17 protein-coding genes are annotated in these 20,807 nt (G+C 69.1%); 2 read left to right on the plus strand and 15 right to left on the minus strand.

Annotated elements, in window-relative coordinates; all coding sequences use genetic code 11:
- Positions 1-123 precede the first annotated feature (123 nt).
- Entirely contained in the window at positions 124-1,329 is a 1,206-nt protein-coding gene (gene fahA / locus OG199_RS18900) for a fumarylacetoacetase (RefSeq protein WP_405830421.1), read from the plus strand.
- 122 nt (positions 1,330-1,451) lie between these two features.
- Here fahA and recQ read toward each other — a convergent pair whose 3' ends face one another.
- Complete coding sequence (gene recQ, locus OG199_RS18905; protein ID WP_356804808.1) at positions 1,452-3,434, minus strand: DNA helicase RecQ; 1,983 nt, start codon at positions 3,432-3,434, stop codon at positions 1,452-1,454.
- Between the two features lie 289 nt (positions 3,435-3,723).
- Here recQ and OG199_RS18910 point away from each other — a divergent pair, with 289 nt between their 5' ends.
- Complete coding sequence (locus tag OG199_RS18910; RefSeq protein ID WP_356804796.1) at positions 3,724-4,314, plus strand: hypothetical protein; 591 nt, start codon at positions 3,724-3,726, stop codon at positions 4,312-4,314.
- A gap of 56 nt (positions 4,315-4,370) precedes the next feature.
- Here OG199_RS18910 and nuoN read toward each other — a convergent pair whose 3' ends face one another.
- From nuoN to OG199_RS18980, 14 genes are read right to left on the minus strand one after another with little or no spacing between them, the layout of a single operon-like run.
- Positions 4,371-6,020 carry an NADH-quinone oxidoreductase subunit NuoN gene (gene nuoN, locus OG199_RS18915; protein WP_356804794.1) on the minus strand — a complete coding sequence of 550 codons (1,650 nt, stop codon included), beginning with the start codon at positions 6,018-6,020 and terminating at the stop codon, positions 4,371-4,373.
- Positions 6,017-7,588, minus strand: coding sequence for an NADH-quinone oxidoreductase subunit M (locus OG199_RS18920; RefSeq protein ID WP_356804792.1), 1,572 nt, complete (start codon positions 7,586-7,588; stop codon positions 6,017-6,019). Before OG199_RS18920 ends, nuoN begins: the two co-directional genes overlap by 4 nt.
- A gap of 5 nt (positions 7,589-7,593) precedes the next feature.
- Positions 7,594-9,507, minus strand: a complete 1,914-nt coding sequence (nuoL, locus tag OG199_RS18925; protein WP_405830424.1) for an NADH-quinone oxidoreductase subunit L — start codon at positions 9,505-9,507, stop codon at positions 7,594-7,596.
- Positions 9,508-9,521: 14 nt separating this feature from the next.
- Entirely contained in the window at positions 9,522-9,821 is a 300-nt protein-coding gene (gene nuoK / locus OG199_RS18930; RefSeq protein ID WP_018568277.1) for an NADH-quinone oxidoreductase subunit NuoK, read from the minus strand.
- Positions 9,818-10,636, minus strand: coding sequence for an NADH-quinone oxidoreductase subunit J (locus tag OG199_RS18935; protein WP_356804788.1), 819 nt, complete (start codon positions 10,634-10,636; stop codon positions 9,818-9,820). Before OG199_RS18935 ends, nuoK begins: the two co-directional genes overlap by 4 nt.
- Positions 10,633-11,235, minus strand: a complete 603-nt coding sequence (gene nuoI, locus OG199_RS18940; RefSeq protein ID WP_168529530.1) for an NADH-quinone oxidoreductase subunit NuoI — start codon at positions 11,233-11,235, stop codon at positions 10,633-10,635. The genes OG199_RS18935 and nuoI overlap by 4 nt, the downstream gene beginning before the upstream one ends.
- Positions 11,228-12,607 carry an NADH-quinone oxidoreductase subunit NuoH gene (nuoH, locus tag OG199_RS18945; protein WP_401805411.1) on the minus strand — a complete coding sequence of 460 codons (1,380 nt, stop codon included), beginning with the start codon at positions 12,605-12,607 and terminating at the stop codon, positions 11,228-11,230. The genes nuoI and nuoH overlap by 8 nt, the downstream gene beginning before the upstream one ends.
- Positions 12,604-15,108, minus strand: coding sequence for an NADH-quinone oxidoreductase subunit G (locus tag OG199_RS18950; protein WP_405830426.1), 2,505 nt, complete (start codon positions 15,106-15,108; stop codon positions 12,604-12,606). The genes nuoH and OG199_RS18950 overlap by 4 nt, the downstream gene beginning before the upstream one ends.
- Positions 15,105-16,490, minus strand: coding sequence for an NADH-quinone oxidoreductase subunit NuoF (nuoF, locus tag OG199_RS18955; protein WP_351724109.1), 1,386 nt, complete (start codon positions 16,488-16,490; stop codon positions 15,105-15,107). Before nuoF ends, OG199_RS18950 begins: the two co-directional genes overlap by 4 nt.
- A complete protein-coding gene (gene nuoE / locus OG199_RS18960) occupies positions 16,490-17,299 on the minus strand; it encodes an NADH-quinone oxidoreductase subunit NuoE (protein ID WP_266706163.1) in 810 nt (269 codons plus the stop codon). Before nuoE ends, nuoF begins: the two co-directional genes overlap by 1 nt.
- Positions 17,300-17,328: 29 nt before the next feature.
- On the minus strand, positions 17,329-18,663 hold the full coding sequence (locus tag OG199_RS18965) for an NADH-quinone oxidoreductase subunit D (RefSeq protein WP_356809280.1): 1,335 nt from the start codon (positions 18,661-18,663) through the stop codon (positions 17,329-17,331).
- The gene (locus OG199_RS18970) at positions 18,660-19,406 is read right to left on the minus strand and encodes an NADH-quinone oxidoreductase subunit C (protein WP_356809279.1); all 747 of its coding nucleotides are present in this window, start codon (positions 19,404-19,406) and stop codon (positions 18,660-18,662) included. Before OG199_RS18970 ends, OG199_RS18965 begins: the two co-directional genes overlap by 4 nt.
- The gene (locus OG199_RS18975) at positions 19,403-19,957 is read right to left on the minus strand and encodes an NADH-quinone oxidoreductase subunit B family protein (protein ID WP_007383964.1); all 555 of its coding nucleotides are present in this window, start codon (positions 19,955-19,957) and stop codon (positions 19,403-19,405) included. The genes OG199_RS18970 and OG199_RS18975 overlap by 4 nt, the downstream gene beginning before the upstream one ends.
- Positions 19,958-19,970: 13 nt before the next feature.
- Positions 19,971-20,330 carry an NADH-quinone oxidoreductase subunit A gene (locus OG199_RS18980; protein ID WP_007383963.1) on the minus strand — a complete coding sequence of 120 codons (360 nt, stop codon included), beginning with the start codon at positions 20,328-20,330 and terminating at the stop codon, positions 19,971-19,973.
- Positions 20,331-20,807: the final 477 nt, after the last annotated feature.

Here is a 20,807-nt window from a genome sequence, read left to right on the forward strand (position 1 = left end):
TTGCGAACTCTTTAGGCACTGCCACAGCACGGCCACTCCCCCGTAACGTGTGCCGCGACCACACGGAACGCGTGGAACACATGGATCACGGCGCGTACGACCACGAAAGCGAGGCACCACCCGATGCCCCCCTTCGATGTCCCCGAGGGCGATCCCTTCGGCCCGCACAACCTTCCCTACGGCGTCTTCTCCCGGGCCGGCTCGTCCGAACGGAGCGTCGGTGTCCGGCTCGGCGACCACGTCCTCGACGCGGGCGCGGCGGCCCTGGCGCTCGGCTCCCCGTACGCCGAACTGCTCGCGCGGCCGACCCTGAACCCGCTGCTCGCGGCGGGCCGCACGGCCTGGTCCGACGTGCGTCGCGCGCTGACGGCCTGGGTGACGGTCCCGGCCCACCGGGAGACCGTGGAGCCCCATCTGTACCCGCTCTCCGAGGTGACCCTGCACCTCCCGTTCGAGGTCGCGGACTACGTCGACTTCTACGCCTCCGAGAACCACGCCCGTAACGTCGGACAGATCTTCCGCCCCGACGCCGCGGACTCCCTCACCCCCAACTGGAAGCATCTGCCGATCGGCTACCACGGCCGCGCTGGCACGGTGGTGGTGTCGGGCACGGAGGTGGTGCGTCCGTCGGGCCAGCGCAAGGCCCCCACGGACGCCGTGCCCGCCTTCGGTCCGTCCGTCCGGCTCGACATCGAGGCGGAGGTCGGGTTCGTGGTCGGCACCCCCTCGCCCCTCGGTACTCCGGTGCCCCTCGCCGACTTCCGCGACCACGTCTTCGGCCTCTGTCTCCTCAACGACTGGTCGGCGCGCGACATCCAGGCCTGGGAGTACGTCCCGCTCGGTCCCTTCCTCGGCAAGTCCTTCGCCACCTCGGTGTCGGCGTGGGTCACCCCGCTCGACGCGCTGGACGACGCCCGTGTCGCGCCTCCGGCCCGCACGCACCCCCTTCTCCCCTATCTGGACGACTCCTCGGAGGACCCCGGCGGCTACGACCTCCGCATCTCCGTCGCCGTCAACGGCCACGTCGTCTCGGAGCCGCCCTTCTCCACCATGTACTGGACGGCCGCCCAGCAACTGGCCCACATGACGGTCAACGGAGCCTCCCTGCGCACCGGCGACCTGTACGGCTCGGGAACGGTCAGCGGACCCTCACCGCGGGAGCGTGGCTCCCTCCTCGAACTCACCTGGAACGGCCGCGACCCCCTCGAACTCCCCACCGGCAAGCGGACCTTCCTCGAGGACGGCGACGAGGTGACGATGACAGCCTGGGCTCCCGGCCCGAACGGAACCCGAGTCGCCCTCGGCGAGGTGACGGGCCGCATCCGCTAGTTCCCTCGCCCTCGCCGTCTTCCACCCCGCGCCCGGCCCGGTGCGGGGTGCCGCCCGACAGGCCCCTGTCCTGCGCCCCGGGATCCCGACCTCGTGCCCGGATCCCGGCCTCGGGTCCGGCGTTACATCCAGTCCTCCGGTTCCGGCTCCGCGTCCATCTCCGGCCAGTCGGGGTCCGGTGCCTCGTCGGACGCGGGTGCCGGCGCCCCTCCGGGGGCGCCGCCCAGGGCGGCGAGCACCCCGACCACGCCCTCTCCGTACGTCGCGAGCTTCTTCTCGCCCACCCCGCTGATACCCCCGAGGTCCGCCACGGAGGTGGGCCACACCGTCGCGATCTCCCGGAGCGTCGCGTCGTGGAAGATGACGTACGCCGGGACGCCCTGTTCCCTGGCCTGCTCGGCACGCCACGCGCGCAGGGCCTCGAAGGCGGGGACGAGTGCCTCAGGCAGCTCCACGACGGCCTTGGCCTTGCGTTCGCCCCGCGACGACGAGGACGACGAACGGGAGGCGGCGGGCTTCGGCTGCTCCTTGCGCAACGGCACGTCGCGCTCGCGCCGCAGTACGGTCCCGCTCTCCTCGGTCAGCACCAGCGTCCCGTACTCGCCCTCGACCGCGAGCAGCCCTTGGGCGAGCAACTGCCTCACGACGCCGCGCCATTCGGACTCCGACAGGTCTTCGCCGATGCCGAACACGGAGAGCTGGTCGTGGTCGAACTGGATCACCTTGGCGGTGCGGCGACCCAGCAGGATGTCGACGATCTGGAGCGCGCCGAACTTCTGCCCGCGCTCCCGCTGCAACCGGACCACCGTCGACAGCAGCTTCTGCGCCGCGACCGTGCCGTCCCAGGTCTCGGGCGGCGTCAGACACGTGTCGCAGTTGCCGCAGGCCGGGGTGTGCGGGTCCTGGCCGAAGTAGGCCAGCAGCTGGGAACGCCGGCACTGGGCCGTCTCGCACAGCGCCAGCATCGAGTCCAGGTGGGCGGCCGCCCGCCGGCGGAACGCCTCGTCGCCCTCGGAGCCCTGGATCAGCTTGCGCTGCTGCACGACGTCCTGGAGGCCGTACGCCATCCACGCCGTGGACGGCTGGCCGTCACGGCCCGCGCGGCCCGTCTCCTGGTAGTAGCCCTCCACCGACTTGGGCAGATCGAGGTGGGCGACGAACCGCACGTCCGGCTTGTCGATGCCCATGCCGAAGGCGATGGTGGCGACGACGACGAGGCCCTCCTCGCGCAGGAAACGCGACTGGTGCGCGGCGCGGGTGCGCGCGTCCAGGCCCGCGTGGTACGGCACCGCCTCGACGCCGTTGCGGGAGAGGAACTCGGCGGTCTTCTCGACCGAGTTGCGGGAGAGGCAGTACACGATGCCCGCGTCACCCGCGTGCTCCTCGCGCAGGAACGACAGCAGCTGCTTCTTGGGGTCGGCCTTCGGGACGATCCGGTACTGGATGTTGGGCCGGTCGAAGCTCGCCTCGAAGTGGCGCGCGTGCGGCATGGCCAGGCGCTGGGTGATCTCCTTGTGCGTCGCGCGGGTGGCCGTGGCCGTCAGCGCGATGCGCGGGACATCCGGCCAGCGCTCGCCGAGCAGGGAGAGTGCCAGGTAGTCGGGGCGGAAGTCGTGACCCCACTGGGCCACGCAGTGCGCCTCGTCGATCGCGAAGACGGAGATCTTCGCCCGCGACAGCAGGTCGAGCGTGCTGTCCAGCCGCAGCCGCTCCGGGGCCAGATAGAGCAGGTCGAGCTCGCCTGCCAGCAGCTCGGCCTCCACCACGCGGCGCTCGTCGAAGTCCTGCGTGGAGTTCATGAAGCCCGCGCGCACTCCCAGCGCGCGCAGGGCGTCCACCTGGTCCTGCATCAGGGCGATGAGGGGCGAGACGACCACGCCCGTACCCGGTCTGACCAGGGACGGAATCTGGTAGCAGAGTGACTTGCCGCCACCCGTCGGCATCAGGACGACGGCGTCACCGCCCGCCACCACGTGCTCGATGATCGCTTCCTGCTCGCCGCGGAAGGCGTCGTACCCGAAGACCCGGTGGAGCGTGGCCAGTGCCTCGCCCTCCCCCAGCTGCTCCGTCGCGTCCGCTTCGGTCATCACACCCGTCCCGCCCATCGTCCTGTCCCCCGTGCGTCGCGCCTCGACCACTGCCTCCACGATAGGGGTCCGCGCCGACAGCCTCGGAGTTATCCACAGGCTGCGACCGGCCGGCTTCTCTGCGCTCCGTTGTCGCGCCCCGCTCACTCCCCCGGGCGACGCACCTCACCCGCGTTCCACCCGTTGGCCCCTCTCGTATGGCGACCCCGCACGACCGCGGGACATGCTGCTCGAGCCGGCGGAGGGGCCGCAGCCGACGGACCGGCACCGTCCCGTACACCGCTCTCGCGCCTCTAGGAGTCATCGCATGTCCCAGCGTCCGCTCAGGACCGCTTTCGCCCTCGTGACGGCCGTCGCCGCCTCGCTCGCCCTGGCCGCCGCGCCCGCCCCCGCCGCGGGCGGTCCCGCGGCCCCGGTGGACCCCAAGTCCGTACGGGACCTGAACACGGCGTACGCGGCCAGCACGAAGTATCTCGACGAGTCGGCCGCCCTCGCCGACGGCTACGTTCCCTACCCGTGCTCGGCGGATCCCGCGGGCCACGGCGCCATGGGGTACCACTACTTCAACGAGTCCCGCTACGGCTCCCTCGACCCGGCGAAGCCGGGAGCTCTGCTCTTCGAGGACGGACCGGACGGAAGGCGCAGGCTGGCGGGGGTGGAGTGGATCGTGGTGGACGCGGACCAGGACGTGAAGACCTCCGGCGACCGGCCTTCGTTGTTCGGCCAGAAGTTCGAAGGTCCGATGCCGGGTCACTACCCCGGCATGCCGGTCCACTACGACCTGCACGTCTGGCTCTGGAAGCACAACCCCGACGGCCTGTTCAACCGGTGGAACCCCCGGGTGACGTGCCCGGCCGCCTCGACGCACTCTGCGGCGTCGACCCACATGGCCCACTGAGAACGCCTCGGGCCCCGCTCCCGGAGGAGCGGGGCCCGAGGCGTGGGCGGTCCCGGTCAGCGGACGAAGATGCCCGCCTGGCTCGCCAGGTCGAGGAAGTACTGCGGCGCGACTCCCAGCACCAGCGTGACCGCGACGCCGAACGCGATCGCCGTCATGGTCAGTGGCGAGGGCACCGCGACCGTGGGCCCCTCCGGCTTCGGCTCGCTGAAGAACATCAGCACGATCACCCGGATGTAGAAGAATGCCGCGATCGCCGACGAGATCACACCGACCACGACCAGCGCGCCCGCGCCGCCCTCCGCCGCCGCCTTGAACACGGCGAACTTTCCGGCGAAGCCCGAGGTGAGCGGGATGCCCGCGAAGGCCAGCAGGAAGACCGCGAAGACGGCCGCCACCAGCGGGGAGCGGCGTCCGAGGCCCGCCCACTTGGACAGGTGTGTCGCCTCGCCGCCCGCGTCGCGGACCAGGGTCACGACCGCGAAGGCCCCGATCGTCACGAACGAGTAGGCGGCCAGATAGAAGAGGACCGACGAGACACCGTCCGGCGAGGCCGCGATGACGCCCGCGAGGATGAAGCCCGCGTGCGCGATCGACGAGTACGCCAGCAGGCGCTTGATGTCGGTCTGGGTGATCGCGACGATGGCGCCGCCCAGCATGGTGACGATCGCGACGGCCCACATGACCGGCCGCCAGTCCCAGCGCAGGCCCGGCAGGACGACGTACAGGAGACGCAGCAGCGCCCCGAAGGCGGCCACCTTCGTCGCCGCCGCCATGAAGCCGGTGACCGGTGTCGGCGCACCCTGGTAGACGTCCGGCGTCCACATGTGGAAGGGCACCGCGCCGACCTTGAAGAGCAGGCCCATGACGACCATCGCGGCGCCGATCAGCAGCAGCACGTCGTTGCCCATGGTGCCGGCGAGTGCCGGGTCGACGTTGGTGACCGTGCCGTCGACGACCTGCGCGATCTTGGCGTACGACACCGAGCCCGCGTAGCCGTAGAGCAGGGCGATGCCGAACAGGGTGAACGCCGAGGCGAAGGCACCGAGCAGGAAGTACTTGACCGCGGCCTCCTGCGACATGAGCCGCTTGCGGCGGGCCACGGCGCACAGCAGGTACAGCGGCAGCGAGAAGACCTCCAGCGCGATGAACAGCGTCAGCAGGTCGTTGGCCGACGGGAAGACCAGCATGCCGCCGATCGCGAAGAGCAGCAGCGGGAACACCTCGGTGGTGGTGAACCCGGCCTTGACCGCGGCCTTTTCACTGTCGCTTCCGGGCACGGAGGCGGCCTGCGCGGCGAACGAGTCGACGCGGTTGCCGTGCGCCTCCGGGTCGAGCCGGCGCTCGGCGAAGGTGAAGACGCCGAGGATGCCCGCCAGCAGGATCGTGCCCTGCAGGAACAGGGCGGGCCCGTCGACGGCGATCGCGCCCATCGCCGCGATGTGCGCCTTCGTCGTCCCGTAGCCGCCCGCCGCCAGCGCGACCACCGCGGCGAAGGCGGCGGCGAGCGCGACGACGGACACGAACACCTGTGCGTAGTAGCGGGACTTGCGCGGGACGAAGGCCTCGATCAGCACCCCGACGAGTGCCGCCCCGATGACGATCAGGGTGGGCGACAATTGCCCGTATTCGATCTTCGGCGCGTCGATCTTCGCGATCGGCTCCGCCGCGGTTGTCCACAGGCTGTGGACGGCTGCTGCGCTCACTTGGCCGCCTCCACCTCGGGCTGGGGGTCCTTTTTGTGTACGTCCGACATGGTCTGCTGGACCGCGGGGTTGACGATGTCGGTGACGGGCTTCGGGTAGACGCCCAGGAAGATCAGCAGAGCGATCAGCGGAGCGACCACCAGGAGCTCGCGCACCCTGAGGTCGGGCATCTCGGAGACCTCGGCCTTCACCGGGCCCGTCATCGTCCGCTGGTAGAGGACGAGCGTGTAGAGCGCGGCGAGCACGATGCCGAAGGTGGCGACGATCCCGACGACCGGGTAGCGCGTGAACGTGCCCACCAGGACGAGGAATTCACTCACGAAGGGCGCGAGCCCTGGGAGGGAGAGGGTCGCGAGGCTGCCGACCAGGAAGGTGCCGGCGAGCACCGGGGCGACCTTCTGCACCCCTCCGTAGTCGGCGATCAGACGCGAGCCGCGCCGCGAGATCAGGAAGCCCGCCACCAGCATCAGGGCGGCCGTCGAGATCCCGTGGTTGACCATGTAGAGCGTCGCGCCCGACTGACCCTGGCTCGTCATCGCGAAGATGCCCAGGATGATGAAGCCGAAGTGCGAGATCGACGCGTACGCCACCAGCCGCTTGATGTCCCGCTGGCCGACCGCGACCAGCGCCCCGTAGACGATGCTGATCAGGGCGAGGACGAGGATGGCCGGCGTCGCCCACTTGCTGGCCTCGGGGAAGAGCTGGAGGCAGAAGCGGAGCATCGCGAAGGTGCCGACCTTGTCGACCACCGCCGTGATCAGGACCGCGACCGGGGCCGTGGCCTCCCCCATGGCGTTGGGCAGCCAGGTGTGCAGCGGCCACAGCGGGGCCTTCACCGCGAACGCGAAGAAGAAGCCCAGGAACAGCCAGCGCTCCGTGCTGGTCGCCATGTGCAGCGAGCCGTTGGCGCGGGCCTGCACGATCTCCTGGAGCGAGAAGTTCCCGGCGACCACATAGAGGCCGATGACCGCGGCCAGCATGATCAGACCGCCGACCAGGTTGTAGAGGAGGAACTTCACCGCGGCGTACGACCGCTGTGTCGCCGCGACCTCGTCGCCGTGCTCGTGGGCCTTGTCCCCGAAGCCGCCGATGAGGAAGTACATCGGGATCAGCATGGCTTCGAAGAAGATGTAGAAGAGGAAGACGTCGGTGGCCTCGAAGGAGATGATCACCATCGCCTCGACGGCCAGGATCAGGGCGAAGAAGCCCTGCGTCGGCCGCCAGCGCGTGTTCCCGGTCTCCTGCGGGTCAGCGTCGTGCCAGCCCGCGAGGATCACGAACGGGATCAGCAGCGCGGTCAGCGCCACCAGCGCCACCCCGATGCCGTCCACACCCAGCTCGTACCGCACCCCGAAGTCCTTGATCCAGGCGTGGGATTCGGTGAGCTGGTAGCGGTTGCCGCCGGGGTCGAATCGTACGAGCACGACCGCGGCCAGGACGAGTGTGGCGAGCGAGACGAGCAGCGCCAGCCACTTGGCCGCGACACGTCGCGCCGCCGGCACGGCGGCCGTGGCGACCGCTCCGAGGGCCGGGAGCGCCGCCGTCGCTGTCAGCAGAGGAAAGGACATCGGTATCAGACCGCCCTCATCAGCAGGGTCGCGGCGATGAGGACCGCCGCACCGCCGAACATCGAGACCGCGTAACTGCGGGCATAGCCGTTCTGCAGCTTGCGCAGCCGCCCGGAGAGGCCGCCCATCGAGGCCGCCGTCCCGTTCACGACCCCGTCGACCAGGGTGTGGTCGACGTACACCAGGGAGCGCGTGAGGTGCTCCCCGCCGCGCACCAGCACGACGTGGTTGAAGTCGTCCTGGAGAAGGTCGCGCCGGGCGGCCCGGGTGAGCAGGGAACCGCGCGGGGCGACGGCCGGGACGGGGCTGCGCCCGTACTGGAGGTAGGCGATTCCGGCACCGACGACCAGGAGGACCATCGTGGCCAGCGTGACCGTGAGGGCGCTGACGGGCGAGTCGCCCTCGGAGTGCCCGGTGATCGGCTCCAGCCAGTGCAGGAAGCGGTCGCCGACGCTGAAGAAGCCACCCGCGAAGACCGAGCCGAAGGCCAGCACGATCATGGGGATCGTCATGGACCTGGGCGACTCGTGCGGGTGCGGTTCGTGGCCCTCCGCGTCCGGCTGCCAGCGCTTCTCACCGAAGAAGGTCATGATCATGACGCGCGTCATGTAGTACGCGGTGATCGCCGCGCCGAGCAGGGCGGCGCCGCCGAGGATCCAGCCCTCGGTACCGCCCTTGGCGAAGGCCGCCTCGATGATCTTGTCCTTGGAGAAGAAGCCCGACAGGCCCGGGAAGCCGATGATGGCCAGGTAGCCGAGGCCGAAGGTGACGAAGGTGACCGGCATGTACTTCCTGAGGCCGCCGTACTTCCGCATGTCGACCTCGTCGTTCATGCCGTGCATCACCGAACCGGCGCCGAGGAACAGCCCCGCCTTGAAGAAGCCGTGCGTCACCAGGTGCATGATCGCGAAGACGTAGCCGATGGGGCCGAGGCCCGCGGCCAGCACCATGTAGCCGATCTGCGACATCGTCGAGCCGGCGAGCGCCTTCTTGATGTCGTCCTTCGCGCAACCGACGATCGCACCGAACAGCAGCGTGACGGCACCGACCACGGTGACGACCAACTGCGCGTCGGGCGCGGCGTTGAAGACGGCGCCCGAGCGGACGATCAGGTAGACGCCGGCGGTCACCATCGTCGCGGCGTGGATGAGGGCCGAGACCGGGGTCGGGCCCTCCATCGCGTCCCCGAGCCAGGACTGCAGCGGCACCTGGGCTGACTTGCCGCAGGCGGCGAGCAACAGCATCAGCGCGACGGCGGTGAGCTTGCCCTCGGTGGCGCCGCCGACCAGCCCCGGGTGCCCCTCGCTGCCGAGCACCGGTCCGAAGGCGAAGGTCCCGAAGGTGGTGAACATCAGCATGATGGCGATCGACAGGCCCATGTCGCCGACGCGGTTGACCAGGAAGGCCTTCTTCGCGGCGGTGGCGGCGCTGGGCTTGTGCTGCCAGAAGCCGATCAGCAGGTACGAGGCGAGACCCACGCCCTCCCAGCCGACGTACAGCAGCAGGTAGTTGTCCGCGAGGACGAGCAGCAGCATCGCCGCGAGGAACAGGTTCAGATAGCCGAAGAAGCGGCGGCGCCGCTCGTCGTGCTCCATGTACCCGATGGAGTACAGGTGGATCAGCGAGCCCACGCCCGTGATCAGCAGAACGAACGTCATCGACAGCTGGTCGAGCTGGAAGGAGACGTCCGCCCGGAAGCCCGCGACGGGGATCCAGCTGAACAGGTGCTGGCCGAGGGGCCGGTCGGCGGCGCTCTTGCCCAGCATGTCGGCGAAGAGCACGGCGCCGATCACGAACGAGGCTGCCGCGAGCGCCGTGCCGATCCAGTGGCCGACGGCATCGAGCCGCCGGCCACCGCACAGCAGTACGGCCGCTCCGAGCAGGGGCGCCGCTACCAGCAGCGCAATCAGATCTTCCACGATTCAGCGACCCCTTACAGCTTCATCAGGCTGGCGTCGTCGACCGAGGCCGAGTGGCGGGAACGGAACAGCGACACGATGATCGCGAGCCCGACCACGACCTCCGCGGCGGCGACGACCATCGTGAAGAAGGCGATGATCTGGCCGTCGAGATTGCCGTGCATGCGGGAGAAGACGACGAACGCGAGGTTGCAGGCGTTGAGCATGAGCTCGACGCACATGAACACCACGATCGCGTTGCGCCTGATCAGCACGCCGGTGGCGCCGATCGTGAACAACAGGGCAGCGAGATAGAGGTAGTTGACCGGATTCACTGGGACGCCTCCTCCGTCTTCGTGCGCTCCAGGCGTTCTTCGGCGCGCTGCTCCAGGGCCTTCAGGTCGCTCAGTGCCTCGGTGGACACGTCACGGACCTGGCCGCGCTCCCGCAGCGTCTTGTTGACGGTCAGCTCCGAGGGGGTGCCGTCCGGGAGGAGACCCGCGATGTCCACCGCGTTGTGCCGGGCGTAGACACCCGGGGCCGGCAGCGGCGGCAGGTGCTTGCCCTCCCGCACCCGCTGCTCGGACAGCTCGCGCTGGGTCTTGGGGCGCTCGGTGCGCTCCCGGTGCGTGAGCACCATGGCGCCGACGGCGGCCGTGATGAGCAGCGCGCCGGTGATCTCGAAGGCGAACACGTACTTCGTGAAGATGAGGGCCGCGAGACCCGCCACGTTCCCGTTGGCGTTGGCCTTGCTCAGGCCGTTGAACTCCGTCAGGGACGCGTGGCCGATGCCCGCGATCAGCAGGACGCCGAAGCCGAGACCGCAGACCAGGGCCAGCCAGCGCTGCCCCTTGATGGTCTCCTTGAGGGAGTCCGCCGCGGTGACGCCGACGAGCATGACCACGAACAGGAACAGCATCATGATCGCGCCGGTGTAGACGACGATCTGCACGATGCCCAGGAAGTACGCGCCGTTGGCGAGGTAGAACACCGCCAGGACGATCATGGTCCCGGCGAGACAGAGCGCGCTGTGCACGGACTTCTTCATGAAGACGGTGCACAGGGCGCCGATCACGGCGACGGTGCCGAGCACCCAGAACTGGAAGGCCTCTCCGGTGGAGGTGGAGTAGGCGGCGAGCTGCGCGCTCATGCTTCCACCCCCTCCTCATGGGGCTTCTCACCCTTGGAGACGGCCACTTGGCGCACGGTGCCGGGCGCCGCCTCCGTGACCAGACCCTGGTAGTAGTCCTGCTCGTCCGTCCCGGGGAAGATCGAGTGCGGTGACTCGACCATGCCCTCCTCGAGACCGGCGAGCAGCTGCTCCTTGGTGTAGATGAGGTTGGCGCGGCTGCTGTCCGCGAGCTCGAACTCGTTCGTCATCGTCAGCGCGCGCGTGGGGCACGCCTCGATGCACAGACCGCACAGGATGCAGCGCGCGTAATTGATCTGGTAGACGCGGCCGTAGCGCTCGCCGGGCGAGTAGCGCTCCTCCTCGGTGTTGTCCGCGCCCTCCACGTAGATGGCGTCCGCGGGACAGGCCCACGCGCACAGCTCACAGCCGACGCACTTCTCCAGGCCGTCCGGATGGCGGTTGAGCTGGTGCCGGCCGTGGAACCGCGGGGCCGTGGTCTTGTGCTGCTCCGGGTACTGCTCCGTCAGCCGCTTCTTGAACATGGCCTTGAAGGTCACACCGAAGCCGGCGACGGGGTTCTGGAAACCGGGTTTGGTCTCCTTCGGCTCCTCAGACATCCGACCCCTCCTTTCCGTCACGAGATCCGCCGTTCGGTCCGTCACTCGCAGTATCGGACCCACCACTGACAATCAACTCCCGCTCGCGGCGCGGGCGGCGCCGCGGCACCGGCGGCAGCTCCTGTCCCGGCAGCGGCGGCACCGGGAATCCACCGGCCATCGGGTCGAAGGCGGCCTCGGCGGGCGCCTCCCCGGCCTCCGGCTTCTCGCGGAAGATGTCCACGGCGAAGGAGATCAACAGCAGCACGAGGACACCTCCCCCGACGTACAGGGCGATGTCGGCGAAGTCGTAGTTCTGGTTGCGCAGGGTCCGTACGGTCGCGACGAGCATCAGCCACACCACGGAGACCGGGATGAGGACCTTCCAGCCGAGCTTCATCAGCTGGTCGTAGCGGACGCGCGGGAGCGTGCCGCGCAGCCAGATGAAGAAGAACAGCAGCAGCTGCACCTTCACCACGAACCAGAGCATCGGCCACCAGCCGTGGTTGGCGCCCTCCCAGAAGGTGCTGATCGGCCACGGGGCCCGCCAGCCGCCGAGGAAGAGCGTCGTCGACACGGCCGAGACCGTCACCATGTTCACGTACTCGGCGAGCATGAACAGCGCGAACTTGATGGACGAGTACTCGGTGTTGAAGCCCCCGACGAGGTCGCCCTCGGACTCCGGCATGTCGAAGGGGGCACGGTTGGTCTCACCGACCATCGTGATGATGTAGATCACGAAGGAGACCGGCAGCAGCAGGACGTACCAGCGGTCGTGCTGCTGCTCGACGATCGTCGAGGTCGACATCGACCCGGAGTAGAGGAACACCGAGGCGAACGCGGCGCCCATGGCGATCTCGTAGGAGATCATCTGCGCGCATGACCGCAGTCCGCCGAGGAGCGGATACGTCGACCCGGAGGACCAGCCCGCGAGCACGATCCCGTAGATGCCGACCGAGGCGACCGCGAGGATGTAGAGCATCGCGATCGGCAGGTCGGTGAGCTGCATCGTGGTGCGGTGCCCGAAGATCGAGACCTCGTTGCCCGCGGGCCCGAAGGGGATCACCGCGATCGCCATGAAGGCCGGGATGGCCGCGACGACCGGTGCGAGGACGTAGACCACCTTGTCCGCGCGTTTGACGATGACGTCTTCCTTGAGCATCAGTTTGATGCCGTCGGCGAGCGACTGGAGCATGCCCCAGGGGCCGTGCCGGTTGGGGCCGATGCGCAGCTGCATCCAGGCGACGACCTTGCGCTCCCACACGATGGAGAAGAGCACGGTGATCATCAGGAAGGCGAAGCAGAAGACCGCCTTGACGACGACCAGCCACCAGGGGTCGCGGCCGAACATGGAGAGGTCTTCCGTGGCGAGGTACGGCGTGTACGGCGTCATGCCTCCACCTCCTTGGGGGCCTCGGTGGCGAGCGTCGCCGGACCGATGCGGACGAGTGCGCCGGGCAGCGCCCCCGTGTCGGAGGCGACGCCCCCGCCCGCGGAGTTCAGCGGGAGCCAGACCACCCGGTCGGGCATCTCGGTGATCTGCAGCGGCAGGGCGATGGTCCCGGCGTTGCCGGTGACGGCGAGGAGGTCGCCCTCCTTGACACCCGCCTCGGCGGCCGTGGCGGGCGACACGCGTGCGCGTGCCGCGTGCCGCGTGCCGGCCAGCGCCTCGTCGCCCTCCTGGAGACGCCCTCGGTCGAGCAGCAGCCGATGGCCCGCGAGGACGGCCTCCCCGGCGGCGGGACGCGGCAGCGACGCCGCGATCTCGACGGGTTCGGCGGCCCGCGGACCGCCCCAGGCGCCGAGCCGGTCCAGCTCGCCGCGCGTGGTGCGCAGGTCCGGCAGACCGAGGTGTACGTCCATGGCGTCGGCCAGCATCTGCAGCACCCGCGCGTCGGTGGGTGCCAGGTTGCGTGTCATCTGGTCGGGCTTGAGCGCGGCCTCGAAGAGGCGGGCCCTGCCTTCCCAGTTGAGGAAGGTGCCCGACTTCTCGGCGACCGCGGCCACCGGGAGGACGACATCCGCGTGTTCGGTGACCGCACCGGGACGCAGTTCGAGGGACACCAGGAAGCCGATCTCCGAAAGTGCCGCACGCGCGCGTGCCGGGTTGGGCAGGTCGTCGACCTCCACACCCGCCACCACCAGGGCCTGCAACTCGCCGGCCGCGGCGGCCTCGACGATCTGGCCGGTGTCGCGACCGTAGCGGTGCGGGAGCTGGGAGACGCCCCAGGCCGCGGCGACCTCCTCCCGGGCGCGCGGATCGGTGGCCGGACGTCCGCCCGGCAGCAGCGACGGCAGAGCGCCCGCCTCGATGGCGCCGCGCTCCCCCGCCCGCCGCGGGATCCACACCAGCGTGGCGCCGGTCGCGGCCGCGGCCCGTACGGCGGAGGTGAGTCCGCCCGCCACGGCGGCGAGCCGCTCGCCGACGACGATCACCGCTCCTTCACCGCGCAGTGCCTCGGCGGCTCCGGCTCCGTCGCCCTCCAGACCGACCCCGCTCGCGAGGGCGTTCAGCCACTCGGTCTCGGTACCGGGCGCGGCGGGCAGCAGGGTGCCTCCCGCCTTGGCCAGGCCGCGCGTCGCGTGCGTGGCGAGGGAGAAGGACTTCTGCCCGTGTCCGCGCCAGGCCTTGCGCAAGCGCAGGAAGACCCCGGGCGCCTCCTCCTCGGACTCGAAGCCGACCAGCAGGACCGCGGGCGCCTTCTCCAGGGAGGTGTACGTGACGCCCGTACCGTCGAGGTCCCGTCCCCGGCCGGCCACCCGGGCCGCCAGGAAGTCGGCCTCCTCGGCGCTGTGCACGCGCGCGCGGAAGTCGATGTCGTTGGTGTCGAGGGCCACGCGTGCGAACTTGCTGTAGGCGTAGGCGTCCTCGACGGTGAGCCGGCCGCCGGTCAGGACACCGGTCCTGCCCCGGGCCGCCAGCAGTCCGCGGGCCGCGGCCTCCAGGGCTTCCGGCCAGGAGGCGGGTTCCAGTTCACCGGAGGCGCCGCGGACCAGAGGCGTCTCCAGCCGGTCACGCTGCTGTGCGTACCGGAAGCCGAAGCGCCCCTTGTCGCACAGCCACTCCTCGTTGACCTCGGGGTCGGGGGACGCGAGGCGTCGCATCACCTTGCCGCGCCGGTGGTCCGTGCGCGTCGCGCAGCCGCCCGCGCAGTGCTCGCACACCGAGTGCGAGGAGACGAGGTCGAAGGGGCGGGAACGGAAGCGGTACGCCGCCGAGGTCAGTGCTCCGACCGGGCAGATCTGGATCGTGTTCCCGGAGAAGTACGACTCGAAGGGATCGCCCTCACCGGTGCCGACCTGCTGGAGAGCCCCGCGCTCGATCAGCTCGATCATCGGGTCGCCCGCGATCTGGTTGCTGAAACGGGTGCAGCGGGCGCACAGCACGCACCGCTCGCGGTCGAGCAGCACCTGCGTGGAGATCGGGACCGGCTTCTCGTACGTCCGCTTCTTTCCCTCGAAACGGGATTCGGCGCTGCCGTGCGACATCGCCTGGTTCTGCAGCGGGCACTCGCCGCCCTTGTCGCAGACCGGGCAGTCCAGCGGGTGGTTGATGAGCAGCAGCTCCATCACGCCGTACTGCGCCTTCTCGGCGACGGGCGAGGTGAGCTGTGTCTTCACCACCATCCCGTCCGTGCACGTGATCGTGCAGGACGCCATGGGCTTGCGCTGTCCCTCGACCTCGACGATGCACTGGCGGCAGGCGCCGGCCGGGTCGAGCAGCGGGTGGTCGCAGAAGCGGGGGATCTCGATGCCGAGCTGTTCCGCGGCGCGGATGACCAGGGTGCCCTTGGGCACGCTGATCTCGGCGCCGTCGATCGTCAGCGAGACGAGGTCCTCCGGCGGAACCGCCGCCTCTCCCCCTCCCGAGGGAGCGCTGGTGGTCACCGTCATGCGTTCACCTCCGTGTGCTTGTCCGCCCAGGCCGTCGACCTGGCCGGGTCGAAGGGGCAGCCGCGGCCCGTGATGTGCTGCTCGTACTCCTCGCGGAAGTACTTGAGCGAGGAGAAGATCGGCGAGGCGGCACCGTCGCCGAGGGCGCAGAACGACTTGCCGTTGATGTTGTCGGCGATGTCGCCCAGCTTGTCGAGGTCGGACATGACGCCCTTGCCGGCCTCGATGTCGCGCAGCAACTGCACGAGCCAGTAGGTCCCTTCGCGGCACGGGGTGCACTTGCCGCAGGACTCGTGCGCGTAGAACTCGGTCCACCGGGTGACCGCCCGGACGACACAGGTCGTCTCGTCGAAGCACTGGAGCGCCTTGGTGCCGAGCATGGAACCGGCGGCGCCCACTCCTTCGTAGTCAAGAGGGACGTCGAGGTGCTCCTCGGTGAACATCGGCGTCGAGGAGCCGCCCGGGGTCCAGAACTTCAGCCGGTGTCCGGCGCGCATCCCGCCGCTCATGTCGAGGAGTTGACGGAGCGTGATACCGAGCGGGGCCTCGTACTGGCCGGGGCTGGTGACGTGGCCGCTGAGCGAGTAGAGCGTGAAGCCCGGGGACTTCTCGCTCCCCATCGACCTGAACCATTCCTTGCCTTTTTGCAGGATTGCGGGAACTGACGCGATCGACTCGACGTTGTTCACCACAGTTGGGCATGCATAGAGCCCTGCGACGGCTGGGAAAGGGGGACGAAGCCGCGGTTGACCACGGCGGCCTTCGAGCGAGTCGAGCAGTGCGGTCTCCTCACCGCAGATGTACGCGCCCGCGCCCGCGTGCACGGTGAGTTGGAGGTCGAGTCCGCTGCCCAGGATGTTCTCGCCGAGGTAGCCGGCGTCGTAGGCCTCACGGACGGCCTCGTGCAACCGCCGCAGCACGGGGACGACTTCACCGCGGAGATAGATGAAGGCATGCGAAGACCGGATGGCATAACACGCGATCACAATGCCCTCGATGAGGCTGTGCGGGTTCGCGAAGAGGAGCGGGATGTCCTTGCAGGTGCCCGGCTCCGACTCGTCGGCGTTGACAACTAGATAGTGGGGTTTGCCATCGCCCTGCGGAATGAACTGCCATTTCATTCCGGTGGGGAATCCCGCGCCGCCCCGGCCGCGCAGACCGGAGTCCTTGACGTACGCGATCAGGTCGTCCGGCGACATGGCCAGCGCCTTGCGCAGCCCCTCGTATCCCTCGTGCCTCCGGTAGACGTCGAGCGTCCAGGACTGCTCCTCGTCCCAGAAGGCCGACAGCACGGGTGCGAGCAGCTTCTCGGGGCTGGTCTCTCCGCCGCGCTCGAATGCGCTCGCGCGGGCGGTGCCCCCGTTCTCGGGTGCCAAGGTCATCACTCCCCCTCCTCGGCTGTGGGACCCGCCGGGTGCGACGGGTCGGAGGCCGATGTGTCCTGCGGCGCGTCGTGCGAGCTCAGGTGCTCGGCCGGCGGCTGGTCCTGCGGAGCGCCTCCGCCTCGCGGATGGACCACGCGCGCGGCACCGCTCTCCCCCTTGGCCAGACGGAGGCCGATGAGGGAGGCGGGGCCCGCGCTGCCACCCGCTTCGACGGCCCCGGCGCGCTCGTCGGGGAAGCCCGCCAGGATCCGGGCGGTGTCCTTGAAGGTGCAGAGGGGGGCGCCGCGGGTGGGCTCGACAGTCGTTCCCGCGCGCAGGTCGTCGACGAGGCGCTTCGCGGAGGCCACGGTCTGGTTGTCGAAGAACTCCCAGTTGACCATCACGACGGGTGCGAAGTCGCAGGCCGCGTTGCACTCGATGTGTTCCAGGGTGACCTTGCCGTCACCGGTGGTCTCGCCGTTGCCGACGCCCAGGTGGTCCTGCAGGGCCTCGAAGATCGCGTCGCCGCCCATGACCGCGCACAGGGTGTTGGTGCACACACCCACCTGGTAGTCACCGCTCGGCTTGCGCCGGTACATCGAGTAGAAGGTCGCGACCGCGGTGACCTCGGCGGTGGTCAGGCTCAGTACGTCCGCGCAGAACTGCATCCCCGTGCGTGTGACATGGCCCTCCTCCGACTGCACGAGGTGCAGCAACGGAAGAAGCGCCGAGCGGGAGTCCGGATAGCGGGCGATGATCTCGCGCGCGTCCGCCTCGAGCCGGGTCCGAACGTCGTCCGGGTAGTCGGGCGCGGGCAGTCGGGGCATGCCCAGGCTGACGCCCTCGGGGGTGGTGGTCACCGGTCGACGCCTCCCATCACGGGGTCGATGGACGCGACGGCGACGATGACGTCGGCGACCTGGCCGCCCTCGCACATCGCCGCCATGGCCTGCAGGTTGGTGAAGGACGGGTCCCGGAAGTGGACCCGGTAGGGGCGGGTGCCTCCGTCGGAGACGGCGTGCACCCCGAGTTCGCCCTTGGGTGACTCGACCGCCGCGTACGCCTGTCCCGGCGGGACGCGGAAGCCCTCGGTCACCAGCTTGAAGTGGTGGATGAGGGCCTCCATGGAGGTGCCCATGATCTTCTTGATGTGGTCGAGGGAGTTGCCCAGACCGTCGGGGCCGAGCGCGAGCTGCGCGGGCCAGGCGATCTTCTTGTCGGCGACCATGACCGGGCCCGGCTGCAGCCGGTCCAGGCACTGTTCGACGATGTGCAGCGACTGCCGCATCTCTTCCAGGCGGATCAGGAAGCGCCCGTAGGAGTCGCAGGTGTCGGCGGTCGGGATCTCGAAGTCGTACGTCTCGTAGCCGCAGTACGGCTGGGACTTGCGCAGGTCGTGCGGCAGGCCCGCCGAGCGCAGGACGGGTCCGGTGGCGCCGAGGGCCATGCAGCCGGCCAGGTCGAGATAGCCGACGTCCTGCATACGGGCCTTGAAGATGGGGTTCCCGGTGGCGAGCTTGTCGTACTCGGGAAGGTTCTTCGTCATCTTCTTCACGAACTCGCGGATCTGGTCCACCGCGCCGGGCGGCAGGTCCTGGGCGAGTCCGCCGGGGCGGATGTACGCGTGGTTCATCCGCAGGCCGGTGATCAGCTCGTAGATGTCGAGGATCAGTTCACGGTCCCGGAAGCCGTAGATCATGATCGTGGTGGCGCCGAGCTCCATGCCGCCGGTGGCGATGCACACCAGGTGGGAGGAGAGCCGGTTCAGCTCCATCAGGAGCACGCGGATGATCGAGGCGCGGTCGGGGATCTGGTCCTCGATGCCGAGAAGTTTCTCGACCGCGAGGCAGTACGCCGTCTCGTTGAAGAACGGCGTCAGGTAGTCCATGCGCGTCACGAACGTGGTGCCCTGCGTCCACGTGCGGTATTCGAGGTTCTTCTCGATGCCGGTGTGGAGGTAGCCGATGCCGCAGCGGGCCTCGGTGACCGTCTCGCCGTCGATCTCCAGGATGAGCCGGAGCACGCCGTGCGTGGACGGGTGCTGCGGGCCCATGTTGACGATGATGCGCTCGTCGTCGGACCTCGCCGCGGACTGCGCGATCTCGTCCCAGTCGCCGCCGGTGACCGTGTAGACGGTGCCCTCGGTCGTCTCGCGGGCGGATGCGGCAGAAGAAGGGGTCTGTGTGCTCATGAGTACGACCTCCGCTGGTCCGGAGCCGGGATCTGGGCGCCCTTGTACTCGATGGGGATGCCACCGAGGGGATAGTCCTTGCGCTGCGGGTGGCCCTGCCAGTCGTCCGGCATCATGATCCGCGTCAGCGCCGGGTGACCGTCGAAGACCAGGCCGAAGAAGTCGTACGCCTCGCGCTCGTGCCAGTCGTTCGTCGGATAGACGGGGACGAGTGACGGGACGTGCGGGTCGGCGTCGGGGGCACTGACCTCGACGCGGATCAGCCGGTTGTGGGTGATCGAGCGCAGGTGGTAGACGGCGTGCAGCTCGCGGCCCTTGTCGCTGGGGTAGTGCACTCCGCTCACGCCCGTGCACAGTTCGAAGCGGAGGGCCGGGTCGTCGCGGAGGGTCTGGGCGACCCGGACCAGGTACTCGCGTTCGATGTGGAAGGTGAGCTCGTCGCGGTCGACGATCGTCTTCTCGATCGCGTTCTCGGGGACGAGTCCCTGTTCCTCCAGGGCGCCCTCCAGCTCGTCGGCCACCTCGTCGAACCAGCCGCCGTAGGGGCGGGCGGCCGGCCCGGGCAGCCGGACGGAGCGGACCAGACCGCCGTAGCCGGAGGTGTCGCCGCCGTTGTTGGCGCCGAACATGCCGCGCTGGACGCGGATCTCCTCGCCACCGTCGCCGCGCTGGCCGGGGAGGTTGGACGCGCCGAGGTCCTTCTCCGGGTTCACGCCGTTGCCGGCGCCGTTCGCGTCGCTCACCGCAGCAGGCCCTTCATCTCGATGGTGGGGAGCGCCTTGAGTGCCGCTTCCTCCGCCTCGCGGGCCGCCTCCTCGGCGTTCACGCCGAGCTTCGAGGACTGGATCTTCTGATGGAGCTTGAGAATCGCGTCCATCAGCATCTCGGGCCGCGGTGGGCAGCCGGGCAAATAGATGTCGACCGGAACAATGTGGTCGACCCCCTGCACAATGGCGTAGTTGTTGAACATTCCGCCCGATGAGGCACAGACGCCCATGGAGATCACCCACTTGGGGTTGGGCATCTGGTCATAGACCTGCCGCAGTACGGGCGCCATCTTCTGGCTGACCCGCCCGGCGACGATCATCAGGTCGGCCTGGCGCGGTGACCCGCGGAAGACCTCCATACCGAAGCGCGCCAGGTCGTAGCGGCCCGCGCCGGTCGTCATCATCTCGATGGCGCAGCAGGCGAGTCCGAACGTGGCGGGGAAGACGGACGCCTTGCGTACCCAGCCCGCGGCCTGCTCGACGGTGGTCAGCAGGAATCCGCTCGGCAGCTTTTCTTCGAGTCCCATGTCTTAAGGCCCCTCAGTCCCATTCCAAGCCGCCGCGCCGCCATACGTACGCGTACGCGACGAAGACGGTGAGCACGAAGAGCAGCATCTCCACGAGCCCGAAAACACCCAGGGCGTCGAAGGTGACGGCCCAGGGGTAGAGGAAGACGATCTCGATGTCGAAGACGATGAAGAGCATCGCCGTCAGGTAGTACTTGATCGGGAAGCGCCCGCCGCCGGCCGGCGTGGGGGTCGGCTCGATTCCGCACTCGTAAGCCTCGAGCTTGGCCCGGTTGTATCGCTTTGGACCGATAAGCGTGGCCATGACCACGGAGAAGATCGCAAAGCCTGCCCCGAGGGCTCCCAGTACGAGGATCGGCGCATACGCGTTCACGCTCCTCGCTCCTCTCAGTCGGCACTGACTGCTGGCGGTTGCGTCGGGCAAGCACTTCCGCCCACCCGTTCCACGAGCCCCGTGCGTCCCGACGAAGATCGCGTACATGTGAAGCAGGTCACAAGCCCAACTGCCTCGCATCCTATGCCCGCCGGTCTGTGATCTGCGACACGGGGTATTGCACAAGCTTTGTGATCTCCACCACCTGACGAAGGATCATGAAGTCGGATGAGCGGTGATCTTCACACGCGAAGCGTCCGCACGGTCACCAGAGGTGACATTTCCGCTAGTCGTCCCAGGTCCGGGGCGACGTCTCCATATCAAGAGACTTCCTCCGCATGCAAATTGGCGATGGACGGCAAGGCTTGATAGAGGACCTCGTTCACACCTCCGAGGGAAGGGTGTGGACGGATGTGGACGACGTCCACGCGTGCACGCGTTCACGAGCAGGGGACTCTCGGGATCTACGCGCGACAC

The sequence above is a fragment of the Streptomyces sp. NBC_01176 genome (assembly GCF_045039825.1).
GTDB lineage: Bacteria > Actinomycetota > Actinomycetes > Streptomycetales > Streptomycetaceae > Streptomyces.